The sequence below is a fragment of the Cohaesibacter celericrescens genome (genome assembly GCF_002866925.1).
Classification (GTDB): Bacteria; Pseudomonadota; Alphaproteobacteria; order Rhizobiales; family Cohaesibacteraceae; genus Cohaesibacter; species Cohaesibacter celericrescens.
In genome coordinates this window covers 226,833-250,288 of the sequence record NZ_PKUQ01000022.1, presented here as the reverse complement: position 1 = coordinate 250,288, position 23,456 = coordinate 226,833, and the positions used below count along the sequence as shown (strand labels likewise).

Annotated in this window: 21 protein-coding genes; 13 read left to right on the top strand and 8 right to left on the bottom strand. The window is 49.1% G+C overall.

All coding sequences use genetic code 11. The features are described from left to right. The first annotated feature begins 60 nt into the window (after positions 1-60). Together C0081_RS12495 and C0081_RS12490 are read left to right on the top strand one after the other, a co-directional pair. Complete coding sequence (locus C0081_RS12495) at positions 61-1,581, top strand: ATP-binding protein (RefSeq protein ID WP_180966882.1); 1,521 nt, start codon at positions 61-63, stop codon at positions 1,579-1,581. Next, positions 1,578-2,261 carry a response regulator gene (locus C0081_RS12490; protein WP_101534159.1) on the top strand — a complete coding sequence of 228 codons (684 nt, stop codon included), beginning with the start codon at positions 1,578-1,580 and terminating at the stop codon, positions 2,259-2,261. Before C0081_RS12495 ends, C0081_RS12490 begins: the two co-directional genes overlap by 4 nt. Before the next feature lie 108 nt (positions 2,262-2,369). Here C0081_RS12490 and C0081_RS12485 read toward each other — a convergent pair whose 3' ends face one another. The 7 genes from C0081_RS12485 to C0081_RS12455 all read right to left on the bottom strand — a co-directional run bounded on the left by C0081_RS12485 (position 2,370) and on the right by C0081_RS12455 (position 9,757). After that, entirely contained in the window at positions 2,370-3,800 is a 1,431-nt protein-coding gene (locus tag C0081_RS12485; RefSeq protein ID WP_101534158.1) for a carbon starvation CstA family protein, read from the bottom strand. 249 nt (positions 3,801-4,049) lie between these two features. Continuing rightward, on the bottom strand, positions 4,050-5,768 hold the full coding sequence (locus C0081_RS12480; protein ID WP_101534157.1) for a LytS/YhcK type 5TM receptor domain-containing protein: 1,719 nt from the start codon (positions 5,766-5,768) through the stop codon (positions 4,050-4,052). 56 nt (positions 5,769-5,824) lie between these two features. Next, entirely contained in the window at positions 5,825-6,607 is a 783-nt protein-coding gene (locus C0081_RS12475; RefSeq protein WP_101534156.1) for a LytR/AlgR family response regulator transcription factor, read from the bottom strand. A 521-nt stretch (positions 6,608-7,128) separates the two neighbouring features. Then, positions 7,129-7,365, bottom strand: a complete 237-nt coding sequence (locus C0081_RS12470; protein ID WP_101534155.1) for a thioredoxin family protein — start codon at positions 7,363-7,365, stop codon at positions 7,129-7,131. A gap of 27 nt (positions 7,366-7,392) precedes the next feature. Next, positions 7,393-8,478, bottom strand: a complete 1,086-nt coding sequence (locus tag C0081_RS12465) for a permease (RefSeq protein ID WP_245417938.1) — start codon at positions 8,476-8,478, stop codon at positions 7,393-7,395. Further along, positions 8,472-8,837, bottom strand: coding sequence for an ArsR/SmtB family transcription factor (locus C0081_RS23865; RefSeq protein WP_101534154.1), 366 nt, complete (start codon positions 8,835-8,837; stop codon positions 8,472-8,474). Before C0081_RS23865 ends, C0081_RS12465 begins: the two co-directional genes overlap by 7 nt. Before the next feature lie 176 nt (positions 8,838-9,013). Beyond that, positions 9,014-9,757 carry a sulfite exporter TauE/SafE family protein gene (locus C0081_RS12455; RefSeq protein ID WP_210200483.1) on the bottom strand — a complete coding sequence of 248 codons (744 nt, stop codon included), beginning with the start codon at positions 9,755-9,757 and terminating at the stop codon, positions 9,014-9,016. Positions 9,758-10,297: 540 nt separating this feature from the next. Here C0081_RS12455 and C0081_RS12450 point away from each other — a divergent pair. From C0081_RS12450 to C0081_RS12415, 8 genes are all read left to right on the top strand, one after another. After that, complete coding sequence (locus C0081_RS12450) at positions 10,298-11,317, top strand: ABC transporter substrate-binding protein (RefSeq protein WP_101534152.1); 1,020 nt, start codon at positions 10,298-10,300, stop codon at positions 11,315-11,317. A gap of 86 nt (positions 11,318-11,403) precedes the next feature. After that, entirely contained in the window at positions 11,404-12,915 is a 1,512-nt protein-coding gene (locus C0081_RS12445; protein ID WP_101534151.1) for a sugar ABC transporter ATP-binding protein, read from the top strand. Further along, on the top strand, positions 12,915-13,889 hold the full coding sequence (locus C0081_RS12440) for an ABC transporter permease (RefSeq protein WP_101534150.1): 975 nt from the start codon (positions 12,915-12,917) through the stop codon (positions 13,887-13,889). Before C0081_RS12445 ends, C0081_RS12440 begins: the two co-directional genes overlap by 1 nt. Then, positions 13,886-14,878, top strand: coding sequence for an ABC transporter permease (locus tag C0081_RS12435; protein WP_101534149.1), 993 nt, complete (start codon positions 13,886-13,888; stop codon positions 14,876-14,878). The genes C0081_RS12440 and C0081_RS12435 overlap by 4 nt, the downstream gene beginning before the upstream one ends. A 1-nt stretch (position 14,879) precedes the next feature. Beyond that, positions 14,880-15,896: a LacI family DNA-binding transcriptional regulator gene (locus C0081_RS12430; RefSeq protein WP_101534148.1), complete on the top strand. Its 1,017-nt coding sequence runs from the start codon at positions 14,880-14,882 to the stop codon at positions 15,894-15,896. 124 nt (positions 15,897-16,020) lie between these two features. Next, positions 16,021-17,265: a Gfo/Idh/MocA family protein gene (locus C0081_RS12425; protein WP_101534147.1), complete on the top strand. Its 1,245-nt coding sequence runs from the start codon at positions 16,021-16,023 to the stop codon at positions 17,263-17,265. Positions 17,266-17,347: 82 nt separating this feature from the next. Beyond that, on the top strand, positions 17,348-18,367 hold the full coding sequence (locus tag C0081_RS12420; protein WP_180966881.1) for an SIS domain-containing protein: 1,020 nt from the start codon (positions 17,348-17,350) through the stop codon (positions 18,365-18,367). Next, positions 18,364-19,341, top strand: a complete 978-nt coding sequence (locus C0081_RS12415) for a glucokinase (protein ID WP_101534145.1) — start codon at positions 18,364-18,366, stop codon at positions 19,339-19,341. Before C0081_RS12420 ends, C0081_RS12415 begins: the two co-directional genes overlap by 4 nt. A gap of 76 nt (positions 19,342-19,417) precedes the next feature. Here C0081_RS12415 and C0081_RS12410 read toward each other — a convergent pair whose 3' ends face one another. Continuing rightward, the gene (locus C0081_RS12410) at positions 19,418-19,756 is read right to left on the bottom strand and encodes an acyl-CoA thioesterase (RefSeq protein WP_245417947.1); all 339 of its coding nucleotides are present in this window, start codon (positions 19,754-19,756) and stop codon (positions 19,418-19,420) included. Between the two features lie 740 nt (positions 19,757-20,496). Here C0081_RS12410 and C0081_RS12400 point away from each other — a divergent pair. The 3 genes from C0081_RS12400 (at position 20,497) to C0081_RS12390 (ending at position 23,427) form a co-directional block, all read left to right on the top strand. Next, the gene (locus C0081_RS12400; RefSeq protein ID WP_101534142.1) at positions 20,497-21,279 is read left to right on the top strand and encodes an IclR family transcriptional regulator; all 783 of its coding nucleotides are present in this window, start codon (positions 20,497-20,499) and stop codon (positions 21,277-21,279) included. Positions 21,280-21,984: 705 nt separating this feature from the next. After that, positions 21,985-22,398 carry a cupin domain-containing protein gene (locus tag C0081_RS12395; RefSeq protein WP_101534141.1) on the top strand — a complete coding sequence of 138 codons (414 nt, stop codon included), beginning with the start codon at positions 21,985-21,987 and terminating at the stop codon, positions 22,396-22,398. 45 nt (positions 22,399-22,443) lie between these two features. Next, entirely contained in the window at positions 22,444-23,427 is a 984-nt protein-coding gene (locus tag C0081_RS12390; RefSeq protein WP_101534140.1) for a TRAP transporter substrate-binding protein, read from the top strand. Positions 23,428-23,456 lie beyond the last annotated feature (29 nt).

The window sequence follows — 23,456 nt, the reverse complement described above, 5'->3', positions numbered from 1 at the left end:
ACCTCAAATAACTTCATAATCACTGCACAATTGCCGATCACTGAATAGGACATGTTGAATATGAAGCACTCGCTGGCTGGGCAAATCCTTGTCGCCATCTTATTCACGGTGGTTATTGTGATTATCACAATGGCGACCCTGATTAGTTACGCAATGCAGGATGGTTTCTCCAAATACCTGCTTAGAGGAGAGTTGCAGCGTCTGGATAGTCTGGAACTGGCTCTGTCCAATAGCTACGATCCGGATCAACCTGGCTGGCCTGAGCTTCAAGCCGCAGAAACCGAATGGCAAAACCTCGTATTGTCCCATTTGGAGCTGACAGAAGACCTCGATCGTGAGGTCAAATCGGGAGATGCAGATAGATCGGAGATCCCCCAATCTTCGCCCCGTAGCCAGATAGTGCCGCATTCTCCGCAAGGAGAACTGGTTACGGCCGATCAAACCCTGCGTCTCCCACCCCCTCCTGACCCTTTGCCAATGATCTTGTTTGAACGCCTTGTTTTACTGGATGCTAATGGAAAACGGGTCGTCGGCTCATCTCGGCGTTCTTCCCTTTTTGAGACACGCACAATTCGCAAGCGCGTTCAAAACCAAAATGCTGAGATCATTGGTTACCTCGGCCTCAGTGAACCGGAGGGCGCGCGCGGGCCTACGGATCGTTTCTATCTGTTCGGACAATATAAATCCTTGGCCCTGTCGGCGCTAATTGCGCTTCTGGTCTCTGTTTTTATTGCATTTGTTTTAGCCAAACGCCTGCTGTTGCCAATCCGACGCGTTGCTGATGGGGCGGAGATCCTGTCTGCGGGGGATTATAGCCACCACATCGTCAATGATCGTTCCGATGAGCTGGGAGAGCTGGTCAATCACTACAATGCCCTTGCAGAGAGCCTGGATGCCAGTCGCCGGACCGAGCGGCAATGGATTTCTGATACCTCTCATGAGTTGCAAACCCCAATTGCCATTCTCCGAGCCGAAATCGAGGCGTTTCAGGATGGTATCCGTAGTCCTGACGAGAAATCATACGCCGAGATGCATGCTGCCATCTTGCGTCTCTCACGCTTAGTCAATGATATTAAGATATTGTCTATCACTCAAGAGGGACAGCGATCTGAAATGATGTATCCTGATGATCTGGGAGATATCATAGAATCTGTTGTCGACAGTCAGCGACTGCGGGCTGAGAGCAAAGGTTTATCTTTGTCCTTCACAGCTGTGGATTGCTTGCCTATCCTCTGTGACCACCAACGTTTGCATCAGGTCGTCGATAATCTGATTGAGAACGCCTTGCGCTATACGAACAGCCCCGGTGAAATCAAAGTGAGCGCCTACCGTGAGGAAGATCGGATCATCGCGACGGTCGAGGATAGTGCCCCTTGTCCGGAACCTAATGATTTGCCGCATTTATTTGATCGTTTCTATCGTACGGATAGATCGCGAGCGCGCCAATCGGGTGGATCTGGTCTTGGACTTTCTATCTGCAGAGCGATTATCAAGGTTCATGGTGGTACGATTGAAGCGTCCCCGTCACCTTTGGGTGGACTGCGCATCACACTTACTTTGCCAAGGAATACAACAAAATGACACAGGCGGATCACATCCTTATTGTCGAAGACGAGGTGGTCCTTGCGGATCTGATTAAAGAGTATCTTGAGCATTCCGGCTTTGCTGTTACGATGTTGCATGAGGGCAGTCATGCCGTGGAAACAATTCTGGAACTTTCACCGGACCTCGTTGTGCTGGATTTGATGCTACCGGGCAAGGATGGGTTGGCTATCGCTCGGGAAGTGCGAGATCAGTCTGATGTTCCAATTATCATGGAAACCGCCAAGCTCGAGGAGATTGATCGTCTTTTGGGGTTGGAGCTGGGAGCCGATGACTATCTATGTAAGCCCTTTTCACCTCGTGAATTGGTGGCGCGTGTTAAGGCTGTTTTGCGCCGAACGAAAGTTCGGTCTCTGGAGCAATCGCTCCCCCAGCATGGTTTGACATTTGATGAAGACAAATGGACCGCTTGTCTTGAAGGCCATGCGCTGGATCTTACACGACGGGAATTCCAACTCCTCAGAATTCTCTCAAATCACCCTGGTAGGGTTTATTCACGTGCTCAGTTGCTTGATTTGGTCTTCTCCGACAATTTGGATATGGTGGATCGCACCATTGATAGTCACATCAAAAACATCCGCATAAAGGTCAAGGCCATCGCCCCGGGGATGGATCTTATAAGGTCTATCTATGGCATCGGTTATGCGTTCGGGGACTGAAACCAAATTGATTGTCCCCTCACTGTATCGGTTGAGGCATAACAAGACCGCGCAGGATTGCTTCTGCGCGGTCTTTTGTCGGTGATAAAAGCTCTTTAACGTGGTCTCTTATTCCGCAGGTGCCGGATCTTTGCTGGTTTCAGCGACAGGGCGCACCAGCATAAGGAAGGCGACCAAAGATGCCACAGCTATGACCACACTGGCAATGTTGGACATTGTTGCAGGCAAACCCAGCCCGATTTTGGCTTGCAGGATGAAGGCTGCATCCACACCTGTCATGAAGACGGCGGGGATGGTCGCGATCCAGTGTAGTTTTCCTTTACGTGCCAGCCAGATAGCCGCGCTCCAAAGCATGAGCATGGAAAGCATCTGATTGGACCAACCAAAATAGCGCCAGATCACATTGAAGTCGACCAAAGTGATAAAATAGGCAACTCCAAACAGTGGCAGAGCGATCATTAAGCGTTTAACGATTTTCGTCTGATCCACATTGAAGGCTTCGGCAAGGATTAGGCGGGTGGACCGGAAAGCTGTATCGCCACTGGTGATAGGCAAAACAATCACGCCCATAATGGCAAGGAAGCCACCAAGAGGCCCGAGCAGAGCATTTGACACTTCATTGACAACACCGGCAGGAGAGCTGGCAGCAATAACAGCATTCATGGCTTCTGGTGTTTCATAGAAGGACATACCAGCGGTGGCCCATACGAGCGCAATAATGCCTTCGGCAATCATGGCGCCGTAAAAGACCGGGCGACCGTTTTTCTCGTTGCGCATACAACGGGCCATTAGCGGAGACTGGGTCGAGTGGAACCCACTCAATGCACCACAGCTTAGAGTGATGAAGAGCAGGGGCCAGATGGGTAGGTCACCGGGATGCACATTGACGGCAAAGTCCATGTTGGGCAAGAATTCATAGCCATGATAGATCAGGCCGAAGGTGATGCCGATGGTCATAAACATTAACAAGGCACCGAAGATGGGATACAGACGGCCAATGATTTTGTCGATTGGCAGCACGGTCGCGATGAAATAGTAAACGAAAATCAGACCAACCAGCAGCGATACGTTGAAGCCTGTCAGTGAGCCGAGCAGCTTGGCTGGGCCGAGAATGAAGACGACACCCACCAGCAACAAAAGCACGACGGAGAATACCCGCAAGGTCTGGCGTGCAGCCATGCCCATCTCGTCTCCAACCACTTCCGGAATAGACTTGCCGCCACTGCGCAGGGAAAGCATGCCTGAGAAATAGTCATGGACACCACCGGCGAAAATACTACCGATCACAATCCACAGCAGAGCTTGTGGACCATAGAGCGCCCCCAGAATAGGACCAAAAATCGGCCCAAGACCGGCAATGTCGAGCAGTTGAATGAAAAAGACCTTCCAGGTTGGCATGTTAATATAGTCAACGCCGTCTTCTTTGGTCCAACAGGGTGTTTTTCTTTCAGGCTCAATACCGAAGATTTTCTCTACGAAAACACCGTAGGTAAAATAGCCGAGTATGAGCAACCCGACGCAAGATAGAAAATAAATCATACCGCATCCTCCTTCAGCGGGGTGGCCCGGAAAGGAGCCACATGTCTTTTGCGATGGCGGCAATCTAGTTAACACTTATTAACGGAGCAAAGAATTGTGTTTGGAAGATCACTTTGGGAGGCTGGAATGCACTGACAGGCGCTGGAATGCACACCAGTAGATGCATCTCTAGCAGCAAAGGCCCTTTGCACGACTCAGTCAGCATTAAAAAATGCTAAAGTGATGCCCTAAATAGGCCTTCGCGCGCACTTATGAAGCTTGGGGCAGCAGCTCTCGCCTATGGGGGATAGTAAATGAAATACTGGTTCCTTTCTGATGGGCACTGATAATATGCATGCCATGTTCGGGGCCGTAAATCTGCTCTAGGCGTTGATTGGAATTGCGTAGCCCGACCCCGTCTTGTTGGGATTCGATAACCCGTTGGACCAGCAAAGACCCCAGTATCTCGGGCGGAATACCCGCGCCATCATCATAAACCGTGACACACAACTCGCCCTGTTCTCGATGAATTTCCAATCCAACGATACCGCCATCCGGACGCACCTTCAGGCCATGCTTGACGGCATTTTCTACCAACGGCTGGATGATCAGTGAAGGGATGGGCCAGTCTTCGCAGCCTTGTTCCACCTCAAGTTTGACGCGGATACGCTCGCCAAAACGGGCCTTTTCAATCGCGAGATAGGAATTGATCTGGTCCAACTCGTCGGCAAGGCGGATAAAGCCGCGGCTGGAATCAAGGTTTTTGCGCATATAGAACGACAGATCGAGGATTAATTCGCGTGCCTTGTCTGGGGCCGTGCGGCAGAATGAGGCAATCGTATTGAGCGAGTTAAACAAAAAATGCGGGTTGATCTGGGCCTGTAGGTGGCGGATCTCTGCATGGGCAAGCAAGCGGGCCTTGACCTGAATGTCTTCCAACTCCAGCTGAATCGAGAAGAGGTCTGTCAGTCCCTTGGCTATTTCCATCAAAATCGAATTGAGTTCTTGCGTTGATGAGCCATAGAATTTGAGGGTGCCTACAATAGTGCCATTCTTTTTCAGCGGTACGATGATGGCCGAGGAAAAGGGGCAATGGGCATGGCTGCACCCGATGGCGCCTTTTTCTTTCAGAAAAATGGAGTTGCCACTGGCAATCACATTTTGAGTTGCTTTGGTGACAATGGGCGAGCCTTGCAGATGGTGGTCGCTGCCTTCGCCTACATGGGCCAAGACGTGGCTAGCATTGGTCACAGACACGGCGGCGACGGGCAGGCGGTCATGAATGATTGCTGCCATGGCGCTGGCACTGTCCTGATTTAAGCCTGCACGCAAATGGGCTACGGTGCTATTGGTGATTTCAAAAATTCTCTGGGTATAATCCGATGCCTTGCGTTCACGGAAGGACTGAATGGAATTGATCACATGGACAAAAAGCACGGCTCCCAAGCCATTGCCAATCAGCATTGGTAACATGATGACTTGAACCAGTGCCATGGCGTCCTCTATTGGGCGCGAAAAGGCCAGCACCATACCCATATGCATCGTCTCTCCGATCAGCGTTACGATGAGCGCAACCCGCCAGTTCATGCTGCGGTCTTTCATCCTAAGATATACGCAGCCCGCCATCAGTCCTTCTACGATGGTTGCCAGCGAACAGGCCAACGCCGAAAAGCCCCACGGATCGATCATAAAGCGATGCCCGCCAGCGATGAGACCGGCGCCCAGTCCAACCAAGGGGCCACCAACCAATCCTGCTGTGACCACAGCCATGGCTCGCAAGTTGGCAATGGAGTCGAATATGGCATTGCCGCTATAGGTGCCCAGAATGCCCATCAACCCAAAAAAGACGATCAGAAAGAGCCGGTTGGAAATGCCGGTCCTTTGGAAATTGATTTCCTGAACTGGCGATAGGGTGAGCAGCACAAACGCACCCGCAACCAATAGGCCTACATGTTTGAGCAAGAATGCAATCAGGTCGACGATAGACATAGCGGTTGGATGCTCTTTTAAGAAAGGAACGGATGATTGATGTGATTCTAGGGCGACTATAGCCCCAACTGATCTTTGAATTCTTTGACCCGAGAGCGGCTGACGGTCAGCTCGCTGCCTGTCTGGTCATTCATGACAAGGCTGTATTTTCCATTGAACCAGGGGCTGAATTCCCGAATGGCATTGAGATTGACCAATGTGGCTCGATGGGCGCGAAAAAAGCCAGAATTGGCCAAATGCTCCTCCATCCGGTCCATACTGGCAATGCCATAAATTGGCAGTACGCTGTCAAAGCGATAGGCCATGATCCGGTTGTCTTCATAAGCACAATAAATGATTTCAGCAGGGTCAATCAGCCTAATGCGACCGTTCTTTTCTACTGAAACCCGAGAGGGCTTTGGCGTAGGGCGCTTGTCGGTGACCTGAGAAAGCAGGCTTTCAATCTGTTGTTGCAACGGCATTTGCCTTTCATGCAACAATTTAACGGCCCGATCTATGGTGGTTGCCAAGCGGCTCTGGGAGACGGGTTTGAGAATATAATCCACTGCGCTCGCTTCGAATGCTTTGACCGCATAGGAATCATAGGCAGTGATAAATACAAACAGGGGCGGTGAGGGCAGGCAATCCGCCAGTGTACGGATAACGTCAAAGCCGTCTTGCCCCGGCATTTGGATATCGAGAAATACCAGATCGGGTTTGCTTTGCTGACAAAGGTCTATGGCTTGTGCTGCTGACCCAGCTTCGCCGATCACGTCGATTAAAGCGTGGCTGGAAAGTAAAAACTTTAGTTCATCCCGAGCGGGCGCTTCATCATCGACAATTAAACATCTGATTTGCATGACGATTTAAGGTACCGTGACCATTCCGTTCCAATAGAGTGCAGCCGTTATTTTGCATCGGTATAGCAAATTTGGCTCACGCAAGCTTAGACTTAGATCACAGAGATAGTCAGCCTGTTGAATTATAGACAACCGACATTGTTAGCTTTTAGGATAAGACTTGCGTCATTCTTCAGTGCTTGAATTGTAGTCGATAAACAATATGCCCCTTCAGAAAGATCATCGCAGGGAGGGGCAGTTGGCAGTATTTCGGCCCGTTTTGCAATCGGTCAATCCCATGGATATAGGCGGTATCTTTCTCACAGCTCGGCATGCAATAGGGATTTGTTCGCTATGGGGGGCGACGCGCTAAAGAATGGTTCTCTGGGATTTTTTTGACCCGACGCCCCATTGTCCTCTTTGATATGCAATGGAGCATTTCATGGGAAAAATGTGGCGCCGAGTGTCTTCAGAGCAAACAGACGTCAGAATTATATGTGCAATCGCGAGACAGTCAGTATTGGAGCTGATTGCTTGAATGGTTATGCTTTCAGCCATGTCTCAAGTTTGGTTTCATCTGGTAAACCGCCAGCATGCACCAGCTTGCCATCGATGGAAATACCCGGCGTAGACATCACGCCTGCCATAGCGATTTCCTTAGGATCAGTCACTTTTTCAACATTGGCTTCCAGATCCAGTTTGGCAGCAGCATCGCGTACCATTTGAGCGGTTGCTTCACAGCGTTTGCAGCCGGGGCCATATATTTTTATGTGTTTCATATCAGGGTCTTTCTTTGTCTTGTTTGTTTAGAAAATCAAATTGAATAAGAATCCCACCGCCAAAATGCCGCTGCTTACCACTGCGACGAAGACTGCGATCAGGCGAAGAGTGAGAACTTGCCGCAAAATCAGAATTTCGGGCAGGGATAGTGCGATGACGCTCATCATGAAGGCCAGCACAGTGCCTAGTGCGGCTCCTTTGCCCAAAAGCGCTTCAACAATGGGAATAACTCCGGCGGCATTGGTGTAGAGAGGAACCCCCATCACCACTGCGGCAGGCACAGACCACCATGCATCGGCTCCCATGATCCGCACCATAAGGTCTTGGGGTACGTAACCGTGAATGATTGCGCCCAAACCAATGCCTATAATGATCCAGATCCAGACTTTTGAGAGGATTTCTTTGACAGTCTCATACCCAAGTTTGTATCGGTCAAGCAATGTAAGCTTTTCATCAAATGCGGCGGTTGGAGCATTGGCACCAGAATGAATTTCCTGCACCCAATCCTGCAGCCAACCTTCTAACTTCAGTTTGCCAATGACCCATCCGGCCACAATGGCAATGCCCAATCCAAAGAATAGATAGGTGAGAGCAACGTTCCAACCGACGAGACCAACCAACAGCACCAAAGCCACTTCGTTGACCATTGGAGCAGCGATCAAGAAAGAGAAAGTCACACCTAACGGAACACCGGCAGAGACAAAGCCGATGAAAAGAGGTACGGCAGAGCACGAACAGAATGGTGTTAGAATGCCCAAGCCTGCCGACATGACGTTGCCAACGCCCTCTCGTTTGCCAGAGAGTAGGGCGCGAGTCTTTTCAGGGCTGAACCATGATCGAACTACTCCCATTGCAAACACGATCAGGGTCAAAAGCATCAATACTTTTGGAACATCATAGAAAAAGAAGGCGATTGCTTCGCCGGCATGGCTGTGCCGCTCAACCGGAAAAAGAGAAGTTACGGCTTCTGAGAACGGAATGAGCTGATTGTATACAATCCACCAAATTGCAACGCCGACAACAGTGGCTAGTATCAAGCGGGTAGGGCTCGGTTTACTGCTCTCTTCGAGAGGCGCGCCTGCGTCACCCATTGCGGATGCATTGTCTAACATGCTTCTTTCTCCTTGGGGGCACACCTGACGGGCGGCCGGTCGACCGATTTCAATCGGTCACAATCTGTCACATATTGTGCGTCTAATTTGACCCCCTCTATCGCTGAGTCCATAGCACGCTTGGTCCAGTCGGGTATGTCAGTGGCAAGTGAATAGAGTACCCATTGGGCTTGTCGTCGAGACTTGATCAAGTTTGCTTCATTTAACGACTGACAATGGCGAGAGATCTTTGGTTGTGACAACTCCAACGCTTCAACCAGCTCGCAGACGCAAAGCTCGGTCTCATGCGCAATTAAGGCCAAGATCCTTAGACGGATCGGGTCAGACAGAGCGCCAAATGTATTTGTGAGGTTTTTCATAAGGCCGAATATACATTTTATCGAATATGCAAGTCAATGTATATTCAGTTTTATGCACCCTTCTCTCCGTTCAAAGTTGGCCAAAGCGCCGATAGAATTATGGTATTCTTTGTAATCACTTCCGAGCCCTGGCCTTCAAAGCACAACCCTAATAGGACAATTCTGATGTCTCTCAATCAAGTGACAAGCTGCCACAACATCTTGGTTGCGATGAGCAACAAAAAGACCGCGATAAACTTTTTGATATGGGTGGCGCTCAACCGGTGGTGCATGATTTTTTCTCCAAGATAACCTCCAATAATTGCGGCTACAGACACAACAGTAAGGAGGCGCCAGTTCATCTCAGTGAAAGAAAGATATGTGAGGAATGCACCTGCGGAGGAAAAAGGGATGACAAAGCTGATGGCACGAGCCGCTTGTTTGGCGTCGTAGCCGAGCACAATTAAAGCTGGCATCATGAGTGCGCCGCCTCCAACGCCGAGCATACCAGAAAGAACACCGACACCGCCACCAATCAGGTAAAGCGGCCATGTTCGCCGATATGCGACCAATGCAGCCCGTTTAGAGAAGAGCAGTAGCATGGCGGCCATGACCAGAAAGGCAATCAACAGTCCTTCTATCATGTCGCGTGCCACATATTGGCTCATCCAGGCTCCGACAGGGGTTGTGATCAGGACCGATATGACGAGTGGTAGAGCGAAACGCATTTCCAGTAGGCCGCGGCGAAACCCTATCATCGAGGCAGTTGCCGTCGAAGCTGTGTTAACAAACAACCCCAATGACTTGGCCAAATCAATAGATAGCCCCACCATGGAAAAGCAGGGGACCAATGCAATGGCTGACCCCACGCCACCCATTGAAAACAGAGTTGAAAGCAATAGTGTTAGTCCAAAATAAAGGCTGTAATCTGAAAAGGTCAAATACTCTGCTCCAGTTGTGAGCTCGTGCCTATTTTGCCTTTGAGCTTATCGGCGAGACCCACAAAGTTTCCCCGTGAGATACGTCTCTTCATAGCCAGAATCTGCGAGATCGCTGCGCATGCTGCTTGATCAATCGATGTCTGGTGAAGAAATGACCTGCAATTTGTTGCGTGGGACTCGAGCTTGGGTGAAGGAGCTTATACCCAAGAGAATATGCATGTAAATGAATATGCAGCCTTTTGATTTAATCGGTGTGCCTTCTTTGGTCTCTTGAGCACTGGTCAAGCATATCTGCCCTTACTATTGGGCTGAAAAAGGACACTTGTGCCCAGTTATACAGATCCCGGTGCACCAGGGCTGTCTTTCAGAGTGAACTACATCTTTCATAATTATCTCAACTGGTTGCGTGGGAAAGATGAATTAATTTTATTATTTCAATTAACGGCTGAAAACAGCCAATGAAATCGAATACATTTTTTGTTTGAAATCGATTTCATATGCGTTCATACTGAACGAAGACGTTGCAAAGGGAGAAGAAAAATGAAGCTGAAAAAAGTAGTTTTGGGGCTTGCTGCGATGGCTATGACCATCCCGGCAGTTCACGCCGAAGAATTTGTCATCGGCCTATCCAATGGATGGGTTGGATCTGAATGGCGCACCCAGATGATTGAAGAAGCGCAAGCTGCTGCAGTCAAATGGAAAGAGCATGGCGTTGATGTAAAAGTTGTCGTGCAAAGCGCCAACGTCGATGTTCCTGGGCAGATTGCTCATGTCCGCAATTTCATTAATCAGGGTGTCGATGCAATCATCATCAACCCCAACAGCCCAACGGCCTTTGATCCGGTTTTTTCTCAGGCAAAAGAAGAGGGTATCCTTGTTGTTTCGACCGATGCTGAAGTTTCTTCGCAAGATGCGATTTATGTTGGTATTGATCAAACCAAATGGGCTGCAATCAGCGCAAAATGGTTGGCAGAAACCTTGAATGGCAAAGGCCAAGTCGTTGCTATCAACGGATTTGCGGGCCATCCAGCTAATGAAATGCGCATTGCTGGTTATCGCGGTGTGTTTGAAAACTATCCTGACATAAAAGTTGTCAACGAAGTCAATGCCAACTGGGATCAGGCGCAGGGGCAGCAAGCCATGCAGAATTTGCTTGCAACCTATCCTGATATCGATGGCGTCTGGGTTCAGGATGGCATGGCCGCTGGTGCTTGGCGTTCGTTGATGGATGCTAAAAAAGCGGGTGAGGTTGCTGCTACAGGTGAAATCCGCAAGGACTTCATCGATCTTTGGGTTGGTAATAATTTCAACTCTGGTGCCTCTGTAAACCCTCCAGGCGTTATGGCCAGCGCACTCAATATTTCAGTGTTTATGCTGAAAGGGCGCGAGCTAAAAGCGCCAGCGACTTCTGGGCAGTATAAAAATGCGATGTATTTGCCGATCCCATTTATCGGCAGTGACAATGTTGCTGAAGTCGCAAAGGAGCTGTCCGACAAACCTGGCTTTTATTCCTACACGAGCTCCCTCTCCATCGAGGAAGCCGAAGCTTACTTTAAATAATTGGTGAGCGTTTGGTGCTCCCGGTTCGGCTAAGTCCCGATTGGGAGCACCATTAAACTGGGATAGACGCGAAGGGACATGCAGACATGTGTCGATTACAGCTCCAGAAAATCTGCAAGACTTACGGCGCGACAACGGCCCTTGCCTCGGGAGATCTGGTACTGGACCAAGGGGAAGTTCATGTCCTGATCGGAGCGAACGGGTCAGGTAAGAGTACGCTTTGTAAAGTGGTTGCAGGCAGCGTTAAGCCGGATGGCGGATTGTTTGAACTCGACGGCAAGTCTGTTTCTCTGGACAGTCCACAAGCCGCTCGCGAAAAGGGAATTTGTCTTTTCTATCAAGAGCTCAGTTTATCCAATCATTTGAGCGTTGCCGAAAATATCTGCCTGTATGCGATTCCAACCAAAGCCGGTGTCTGGGTTGATGATCAGGCTCTGCAAAACAGGGCAGCCCGCTATATTGAGAAATTTTCCGCTGTGGTTGGAGATGGGTTCTCTGCAGAGATCCCTGTTGGCAGACTCAGACCGGATCAAAAACAACTGGTCGAAATTATGAAAACACTGGCCAGTGAAGCCTCGATATTGATTTTTGATGAACCGACTTCAGCCTTGGACAGGGCGCAGGTGGAGTGCTTTTTTTCCATCCTTGCCGACCTGAAGCGCGAAGGACGTTCGATTATATTCATCTCTCACCGAATGGATGAGATTTTTGAGATTGGAGATCGGATTACGGTCATTCGTGATGGCACGACGGTGTCGTCGCGGCTCATCTCGGAAACCACGCACGAGGCGGTCATTCACGATATGATCGGTGAACAGGCTCCTGTCGATACTCCGACACCGGTTGCCCCTCATGCAAAGCACAAATCCAGTGACAAGCTCCGACTTCAGGCAAAGAATCTCGTAGGCTCCCGTCTCAAAAATGTTTCCTTTGAACTTGCTCAAGGGGAAATTCTTGGTTTGGGTGGACTGCATGGGCAAGGTCAGTCCCAGTTGTTGCGCACGTTGTTTGGAGCTGAACGGCTTCAGTCAGGTGAGATTTTGGGCAATCAGGGTCCTTTTAAAAATTCTAGCCCACGCGCCGCTATCCGCAATGGATTCTCCTATGTTTCGGGCGACCGGGTGCGCGATGGTGTCATTTCAGGCCGTTCTATTATGGAGAATGTTGCTCCGATCCACTTTCTGAAAGACAATAAGTTTCTAGCGTTTCCTTCGGTCTTGACCCCGGTGGTCGAGCCAGCGTTGGCTGCACTCAGTACCAAATATGAAAGTTTGAGCCACTCGATTGGATCTCTCTCGGGTGGCAATCAACAAAAAGCGGTCATTGCGCGCTGGTTGACCAATCCACCAGACATCCTGTTGCTCGATGACCCGACGAAGGGCATCGATCTGGGGGCCAAAAACGAGTTATTTGCGCTTGTCCGCAAGCTGGCAAATGAGGGCATGGCTATCATTCTCTACTCATCAGAGGATGTTGAATTGTTGGCGCACTCCAATCGAATTCTTGTTTTTAACAATGGGTCAATATCGAAGGAACTGGTTGGCACGGAAAAAAACCGGTTCAATCTCTATCAGGCAGCCTACGCGGGGGCAAAATAATGCCATCTACACTTTCTAAGTCGAGAGCGGTTGATCTGCTCCGCCGCTATCCATTCTTGCCAGCGCTGGCTATCCTGTGTCTGTTGTTTGTTCTGAATGGAATTGCAGAACCAAACAGTTTGACAGTACGCGCCATAAAAGGGGTTATCAGCACCTATCTGGCACTCGTTTTCCTCTCGATTGCCCAGACATTCGTTGTCTATACTGCCGATATTGATCTTTCCGTGGGCGCTATTCTGTCCATCGTTAATGTTAGTATGGTCGTCATAATGCAACAGATGGGGGGCGGGCCCTATGCTGTCTTGTTGGCTTGTCTGATCGGTATCTTTATCGGTGCCTTATGCGGATTGCTAAATGGATTTGTGGTTGCAGGGCTCCGTCTTCAGCCGATCGTAGCCACATTCGCAACAAGCATCTTGATTTCGGGTGTCGCTCTTTGGATACTGCCTGTCGCCGGCTTGCCTGCACCAAGTGCTTTCTGGAAAATATACGGCGGGCGCAGCATGGGCATTCCGAATGTTTTCTTCTTTATGTTAGCACTTGTTGCGCTACTGGTCATTCTTGCCAAAACACGCCTCGTTACCAAACTGCTGGCGGTGGGAAATGGCCAGTTGTCAGCCTATCAATCGGGTCTGCCTGTCACAAAGATACGTATCTATGGATATGTGATTTGTGGTGTCTTTTCAGCTTTGGCAGCCTTTTGCATCACAGGGGATACAGCCAGTGGTGATCCCTTGGTTGGTGGGGCAATGACTCTGTCCAGCGTGGCGGCCGTTGTTTTGGGCGGAACCGCTCTTTCCGGTGGTGCGGGCTCAGCGTTCGGGTCGGCAATTGGCGCTTTGATTATAGGCCTGATCAGTTCATTGGTCTTTTATGCAGGCACGCCGTCTGAGTGGCAAAATCTAGTGCAAGGAGCAACCATCTTGGCTGTGCTGATGCTTGGTGTTCTGGTGTCGCGGAGGATCAATAAATGACTATGATGAGCCACAAAAACACAGCAATTGCCAACAATGCCTTGGTTGTCTGGGCGAAAAATCCTCTGTTGATCGCACTTTTGCTAATAATTGCACTGTTAGCGGTAGGTAATTTTTTGTCCCCGGGTTTCGCTTCTCTTGATCAAATCCTACGTTTGTCGATTGTCGCCGCATTGTTGGGAATAGTAGCGGCAGGGCAGAATTTGGTCATCCTTGGTGGCCGTGAGGGCATTGATCTTTCTGTTGGTGGTGTGGTCTCTCTGGCCGCAGTATTGGCAGGTAACGTGATGGATGGCAGCAATGCCAACATCATCCCTGCCATTCTGACCTGTCTTGCCGCAGGGGGCTTCATTGGCCTCTTGAATGGTGTTGGCATAACGATTTTTGGTATTCCACCGCTGGTAATGACGTTGGGCATGTTAGGCGTGTTGCAGGGATTGTTGGTCGTTATCCGTAACGGTATACCCTCAGGGCTGTCTGCTCCGGCTTTGGCAAGCTTTGTTACTCAACCGTTTTTGTTGGGTTTGCCCGGCATTATTTGGCTTTGGCTCGGTGTTGGCGTGTTGATGGCCTTTATGCTGACACGCACGTCATTTGGCTATCGCATTTATGCCATCGGCTCCAACGAGAATGCAGCTTTTATGGCAGGCATACCGGTAAAAACCATTCGTATCCTTCTCTTTGCTTTCTCGGGTATGTTTGCCGCGGTCGCCGGTATCTGCATTTTGGGTTATTCGGGATCATCGTTTGCCAACGTTGGTGACCGCTATATGCTCTCCTCTATCATTGCTGTTGTGCTGGGGGGAACTGCATTGGCGGGAGGAACCGGCGCATATACCGGTACAATGGCTGGGGCATTCCTTTTGGTCCTGATGCAATCTATTCTCACCACATTGAATATGGGTGAGGCAGGCAGGCAAATTATATTTGGATCTACATTATTGATTTTGCTTCTGTTTTACGGCCGCAGTAAAGCACTGAGAGGGTGATGTGAGTACAAAAGCGAGAATCAAGGATATAGCTGTCCGTGCGGGCGTTTCTCCCGCAACGGTATCGAGAGCCTTGAGTGGATCGAGCCTTGTTGCAGGGCCGACCGTAACGCAAATCCAGCAAGTCGCGGCCTCAATGGGCTATCGGCCCAACATCAGCGCACGGAACTTGCGAACTCAAAAAACCATGTCGATTTTGATTGTGGTGCGTGACATCGGTAATCCATTTTACCTCAATGTTTTTAAAGGCGTTGAAAGCGTTGCTCATGATGCAGGTTATTCTGTCTTGATGGGCAATACCGAGAATGACTCAAAGCGGGAAGCTGATTATTTTGACATGCTGCAGGACGGCCATGCAGACGGTATGATCCTGATGACAGGTAAAATGCCGCGAGGCTATAAACTCCCTAAGAATATTTCGGATAAAGTTGTTGTTGCACTTGAAATGATTGACGATGTCGACCTGTCACACGTTGTTATTGATAATGAGCAAGCCTCGATCGATGTGGTCAATCATTTGATCTCGCTCGGGCATAAAAGAATAGCACATATCGCGGGGCCCGTCCCTGAAGGGATGAGTGCACGCAGGCTTAGAAGTTTCCGTAAAGCGATGAAGCAAGAAGGTCTTGCTGTGCCCGATGACTATGTGCAGCAGGGCGATTTTTCCTATCAGAGTGGAGAGGCTGCGACCAAGCGGTTGCTTGCTCTGGAAAGTCGCCCAACTGCAATATATGCAGCCAACGACGAAATGGCGTTCGGAGCCATTCGGGCTGCTCGAGACGAAGGGCTGTCAATTCCGCAGGACCTATCAATCATAGGCTTTGATGATATCTATCTGGCCGGGGCATTTGTGCCTGCGTTAACTACGGTCAATCAGCCTTGCCTGGAAATTGGTCAGCAGGCGATGAACCGACTTTTGGCGCATTTGGCAGGAGAAAATCCCACAACTGAGCCTATCGTGGTTCCAACCCACATCGTGATGCGGGAGACAACCGCGCCGCCCATGAAGGGCTCTTAGATCTCCCGCCCTGCATTCAGGTGTAGAGCGGGACAGAGAAATCAAAATATTGATCATCATAGAACATTCAGACAGCGCTGTCTGAGTAACGGATGGTCTTGTCTTAATGAAAGGGAGAAAAGTCATGGCAGTACAAAAAGATACCCTCAATATCGGGATTGTTGGCACTGGCTTCATTGCTGAATTTCACCTGCGCTCGATGATTGGGGTGCGCAATGTGCGTGTTGCCGGTGTTTATAGCCGTCAGGCCGAAAATCGCGAACGCATTGTCAGTCTGGCACAAAAACTCGACCTTGGCCCATGTGTGTCTTTTGCGTCTTTGGATCAAATGCTGGAATCGGGTGATGTGGACGCGATTTGGATTCTTTCGCCCAACCACACACGCCTTGATATTATGAAGCAAATTCATGACGCTGTAACAGAGAAACGCAGTAATGTTTTTGCTGTTGCTTGCGAAAAACCATTGGCACGCACAATCTCCGAAGCGCGCGAAATGTTGCGTCTGGCGGCTGATGCCGGACTCAATCACGGCTATCTGGAAAATCAGGTCTTTTGTACCCCTGTGCTGCGTGGCAAGGAAATTATTTGGCGTCGGGCGGCATCAACCACCGGCCGTCCATATCTTGCGCGTGCCGCAGAAGAGCATTCCGGTCCCCATGCGCCATGGTTTTGGCAGGGTGACAAACAAGGGGGCGGCGTTCTGTCAGACATGATGTGTCACAGTGTGGAAGTTTCTCGGCATTTGCTTACAGATCCCGATAAGCCGCGCAGTTCATTGAAGGTTAAAGCCGTCAATGGCACCGTGGCCAATCTAAAATGGACCCGTCCAAAATATGCCCAGCAGCTGGCGGACCGTTATGGCGGTGCCGTAGATTTTATCAACCGGCCTAGCGAGGATTTTGCTCGTGCCACTGTTATTCTTGAAGATGAAGAAGGCAATGAGTTGATGATAGAAGCAACCACATCTTGGGCCTATGTCGGCGCAGGGTTGCGCATTCAGCTAGAGTTGTTGGGGCCTGAATATTCCATGGAGTTCAACTCCCTTTCGACGGGCCTGAAAGTCTTTATGTCCCGAGAAGTGACGGGTGAAGAGGGTGAGGATCTGGTCGAAAAGCAGAATGCAGAACAAGGACTGATGCCCGTATTGGAAGATGAAGCTGGTGTTTATGGCTATACCGACGAAAACCGTCATATGGTCGAATGCTTCCGTAAAGGTTTGACCCCGTCGGAGACCTTTGAGGACGGGCTGGCCGTGGTACAAATGCTCATTGGCCTATATCGCTCGGCCGAGATTGGCCAGACAGTCAGTTTCCCTGCAGATGATTTGGAAGATTATGTTCCCTTGGTCGCTCGGGTTGCATCAAGCTAGAGCGCCAGCAAAGGCAGTCAAACCATGGTTAGCAGCCACCGGCTGCTAACCATTCTCTATCAAAGCAATGTGGGGACATAGCATGACGATCATGGCCAAGGAAATTGCTTCCATCCCTGAGGTGGTTGCAAATCAATTGGAACAAACACTTGCGCTTTATCTTGCACAAGGAGAGCATCTTAGGCAGCAACAACCCAATTGTCTCATCACCTGCGCACGCGGCAGTTCGGATCATGCTGCGCTCTTTTTCAAATATCTTGTTGAGAGCAAACTGGGTGTGCCTGTCTGCTCTATGGGGCCATCGATTGCATCTATTTATGGCCAACCAATTGTCACAAAGAACGCCAGCTTGATTGCTGTCTCCCAGTCAGGTGGCAGCAAGGATCTTGCTGCTTTGTGCAGCAAAGCTGCACAATCTGGTCTTGCTACTGTCGCGCTGGTCAACAACACCCAGTCGTTGCTTTCCAAAAGCGCGCATACCGTCTTACCTATTGGGGCTGGCGAAGAAAAGGCCGTAGCGGCAACCAAAACATTTGTATGTTCATTGGTTGCTTTGGCTTCGATCTTTGCAGGCTGGGCACAAGACAAGGACTTGATAAAGGCCATCCATCAGCTGCCATCAACATTGGCAATCGCATTGCAAAACAACTGGATGCCGGATTTTGCAAAGCTGGCTAAGGCAAAGGGCTTGTTCGTGATTTCGCGCGGCCCCGGTATTGCTATCGCTCATGAGGCTGCTCTTAAATTCAAAGAAACATGTGGCCTTCATGCCGAGGCGTTTAGTTCTGCAGAGGTTCTACACGGACCAATCGCGGTGGCCCAATCCAATTTTGCAGCTCTCTGTTTTGCCACTAGAGAGGAGGCCGGGCCGGGTATTTTAGAGACAATTGGCCATCTGCGAGACGCCCATGTTCCTGTGCTCGAAACATCTTTCTCCGCAAAAAGGCGAGGGGCACTGCCTGTTACTCAAGCACACCATCCTTTGCTTGATCCCATTTGCCAAATTGTTAGCTTTTATCGGGCAGTTGAGAGCCTGTCTGTACAGCTTGGAGGTGATCCCGATTCCCCAGCTTTGCTTTCGAAAGTGACGGTGACTTTATGACTAATCTTTTGTGTGATCTTGGCGGAACCAATTGCCGTTTGGCAATAAATACATCCCAAGCTACTGAGCCGCACAATTTCTGCCGTTTCGCCAATCAGGATTTTGACAATTTTGCGCAGCTGGTCTCTGCTTATTTGCAAGACTTGGCCGTTGGCGAAATTGACATGATAGTCGTTGCACTTGCAGCTCCCATCGAAGGGGATTGCGTTTGGCTTACCAATCGTGATTGGAAGTTGGATAGAAAGGAACTGCAACAGACCTTTGGAGCAAAGCAGGTTTATTTCCTCAATGATTTTGAGGCTCTGGGCTACTCTCTTGCCATGTCAAGCCGGCTATCAACTGATTTGATCGTTCGAGGAACTAAATCTGAACAGCCCGCACCCAAATTGGTTGTTGGGGCAGGGACTGGCCTGAATATGGCACTTCATTCCCTCAAGGGGGAAGTGATTTGCGCCGAAGCAGGTCACAGCTCGCTGGTCACCGAGACCGCATTTGATCGCCAACTGCAAGATAGTTTTATCGAGCGATTTGGCCGTTGCTCAATGGAGCGCATTTTGTCAGGCAGCGGCATGGTCGAGATATATAAAATGCTTTGCTATAACTCCAATCAATGCCCCAGCCTAAAAACCAGCCACGAGATTGTGCAAGCCGGTCTTTTGTCCGCGGATCCAATCGTAACAAAATCTTGCGAGGAGTTTGTGCGCATATTGGGACGTGCTGTCGGTGATCTCGCTCTTCTTACTCTACCGCTTTCTGGCATCTACCTCACAGGCGGTATTACGCGGGCGCTTGAAATGTTTCTCTCAAAGCCCAATGGCGGGTTCGTGCGCTCTTTTCAAGAAAAAGGTCGAATGAGCACATATATGGGGCGATTTCCAATCTATCTATTAAAGGATGATCACGTCGCCCTATATGGCTGCGCTGCATTTATAGGCAAGAGAGAATCGGCATCAGAAGTCACCTCGCAATTCTAGAAGGTTCAACCGCCACAATCATAACGTTTTCCTTTGAGTAGGGGTCTCTTCGCATTAGTTGATGAATCGAGCCGTATCAGGATTCATCGAAAACGGGGCGCGGCACACCATTGTCGTCCAATGCTACAAAAACAAAATCGGCATCTGTTACTTTTTCTGATTTTTCAGAGTATCTAGGACGTGCCCAGACATCAATATGAATGCTCAAAGACGTCCGTCCAACTCTTTGCAACGTAGCATAAAGGGTCACCTCGTCACCGACTTTGACGGGACGTAGAAATTGCATCGTATCGACTGATACCGTAGCGCATCGCCCCAGAGAGACCCGGCTGGCCATATTGCCTGCGGCAAGGTCCATTTGTGACATCAGCCATCCACCAAATATATCACCGGACGGATTGGTGTCCGCAGGCATAGCAATGGTGCGAATAAGCAATACGCCTTCGTCTTGTTGTCGTCCATGTGAGCTGCGCTGTCGCCCCCTCGCCAGACTGCTTTCTGTATTATCGCTCATTTAGATCGCTCCCGTGATACACCGTGACACGCTGCAGTATGATTTAAGACTTCATTGTCTCTTGAGCTATCTATCAATCTCTAAAAAAGATAGCCCAGACTTTTGGTTACAGGCATCGTTGTGAAGAGAATAACAATGAAGCTTCATCAAAACCAGATGCCATTCTGTCGGAGAACCCCTGAGGTGTCGATGATAGGCCGCGGCTTTGCGTTCATTAAAGTGCTTTTGAGAGATTTCTTGCCTATCGTACGCCCCAACCAGGGGGGGCTCGGCGTTCTGTCTGTGATAGCCGTTTTATGTGATGGTCGTTTTATTGTCCTTGGCCAAGCTAAAATTCCGGGTGTGGGGGGCTAAAATCAAGGCATCTCAATTGGCGCATTAGAGGGTTGCTCAATTCTATTTAAATATGCATAAGTACGTATGTATATAAATTGATTAAGGATGGAAAATTCTCGGTCTACTCGCCAAAATAGAGAATTTTTTGTGAGGGGGAGGCATTTGAGATGGAATAATCAAAATCCTCTAGACCTGAGACCCTCTAAGAGTTGACTGGGGTTATAAGATTGAATATTCCAACAGCTCTCTCTGCTTCATGCACGCCTGTTCGAAGTAGACAATGGGTTTCCATAAGGTGATACAGAATGAGTGATGCGACGATAAAGTACAGGGCTCCGGCGTTGGAGCGTGGGCTGGACATTATTGAGCTGTTGAGCGAACAAGAAGAACCGCTGGCCAAAAAGGAAATGGCAGAAAAACTCGGGCGTTCTGTTAATGAGCTGTTTCGAATGCTCAATATCCTTGAGGCGAGGGGATATGTCGCGATTGATAGCGAAACTGGCAAGTATCACCTGACTTTAAAAACATTCGAGCTGTCAAATAAATACCCCCCTCTCGAAAGATTGTTAAGCGCGGCGAGCACCGAGTTATCCGATCTCGCGGGCGTCACGCAACAATCCTGTCATCTCACTGTCTTTCATGACGGCATGATGGTTGTTGTAGCTAAGCAGGATAGCCCCTATAAAATGGGATTTTCCATTCGGATGAGCGCGCGGATTGACATTCACGCGTCTGGTTCAGGGCTCACAATGCTGGCCTACCAGACAAAGGAACAAGCAAAAGCCATTCTAAATCAAACACACGCTTCGCAGGTGGAAATTGACAGCGCCGTGAGCAAACTGGAAAAAGTTCGCGAGCAGGGTTTTTTTGTAGGAGCCAGCCCTCAAGTCAGTGGTATTACTAACATCAGCTACCCCATATTTAATGCCAAGCAACAAGTTGAGGGGGTGTTGACGGTACCCTTTTTGACGCTTAACTCGGACAGCCTGCATCATCAGGTGGTTAGTTTTGAAGAGTCCCGACGTGCCGTTGGTGCAACGGCAGCGCGATTGACTGCGGCAATCGGCGGCAAATACCCCACTCTATAAGTCTGCGCCTCGTTCCTCTGAAATAGAGCTAGATTAAAGATACCTGTCCATTCGTGAGACAAAAGCATGCGCGCTTCGTGCAGGCTCGACGCCATATGGCGCCATGTATTGAGCAGGGCTGTTAATTGGCGATCCTGATTGATTTCAATTGCTCGTTTGAAACTCAATGCCCGTTTTCCATTTTTCCTCAGAAAAGCTGTCAGTCTACGTGTGTCGATTCAATATTTCGCTTTCAAAATGCGCAGTGCTCATGCGTGTGATGCAAGGGAGATCCGTGTAGATCGCATTAGTTATTCATCTTTGTTAGAACTATTTGCTGTGATACCTGCGGTTATGGAAGAATTTTCTAATTACTAAACATCCTACCTCTACAGTCGCGCTGGTTTTTCGGCCTGCATGGATTGTAACACGATGAAATTGCGTCTTTTTTTCTGTTTAATGTTTGTGTGAAGACCATTATTCATAAATAAATTCATACTTGACTAAGAGAATTTATTTATGAATAATTTGGATTGAGAGTTCGTAATAACCTTTTTATCAGACGAGGTAGTCCCATGGCTGAACGCAAACAATATGTCTACACAATCAAAGATTTGCCTTTAACTCCANATTCATAAATAAATTCATACTTGACTAAGAGAATTTATTTATGAATAATTTGGATTGAGAGTTCGTAATAACCTTTTTATCAGACGAGGTAGTCCCATGGCTGAACGCAAACAATATGTCTACACAATCAAAGATTTGCCTTTAACTCCAATCGTTGAAGACCAAGGCATCAGCACCCGTTTCCTGCTTGGTGACAATATGATGATCAGCTTCATCGAGAATCCTCCTGGAGCCTCTTTCCCAATTCACCACCATGAATGTGAACAGATCATGATCATGACGGAAGGGTCTGAAGAGCATGTGGTTGGGGATCAGACAATTATGATGAAAGCCGGCGACGTCGCCGTGCATCCATCTAATGTACCGCACGGCGGTAAAACCACGACAGGCATGAAGGCAATTGATGTTTTTGCTCCGCACCGTGACGCCCATTTGGCAAAAATGGAGCAATACGGAACGATGCCAAATCCTGATGGCACTTATCCTGCCAAGAACAATATCGACGACTAAATACGCGACCTCATACGATCATTGAAATGCAAAAGGGAGGAAACCATGAGCATTCTTTCGAAACTACTGAAAATCACCACCTGTGGCGCAGCGATTAGCATCTTTGCGTTGGGGGCTGCCCAAGCACTGACACTAAAGCTTGGCCACTATGTTGAAGCGGACCATCCCGGTAACATTGCTGCAATGCAGATGGCTGAAAAGGTTGCTGAACGCACAAATGGTGAAGTAACAATCGAAATATTCCCGGCCAATCAGTTGGGATCTCCGAATGAAGTTCTAGAGCAGAACGTTTTTGGTGCTATCGATATGTCCCTTCCTACGCAGGGCCATCTCGACAAATACTCCAAAAAATTTGCTACTGTCATGACCCCTTTTGCATTTCGTGATCGCCAACATGTTTACGAAGTCCTAGACGGTCCATTCATGGATTGGGCAGCCCCGGATCTAGATGCTGCTGGTTTGGTTTATCTTTCAAACTGGGATTATGGCTTCCGGAACATTACAAACGGCAAGCGCCCCATCAATGTACCTGATGATGTTAAAGGGTTGAAACTACGCACTCCACCTGAAGTGCAGCTTCAGTCTGCCATGTCGGCATTGGGTGCCAATGTTACACAGATGGCATTCAACGAGTTGTATCTTGCTTTGCGCCAAGGTGTTGTTGATGGTCAGGAAAACCCTCTTTCAGTAATCTACCACAACAAAATCTTTGAAGTACAAGATAACCTTGCCATCACACAGCATGTCTACAACTCGATGGTCAGTGTCATCTCTAAAATAAGTTGGGATAAGCTTACTGCCGATCAACAGCAAATCCTCAAAGAAGAAAGTGCATCTGCTGGTAACTTGATGCGCTCTTTGATGGAAAAAGAAGACGCAAACCTGATTGCCAAGCTTGAAGAAAAAGGCATGAAAATTACCTACCCTGACAAGGCTGCTTTTAAAGCCCAAATGGGTCCTGCCTATGAAACAATTGGCAAATACGCAGGCGAGGAAAATATGAAAACTTTCCTCGAAATGCTTGACTAATTGATCATTCGGCGCTTGGTCTATTTCAT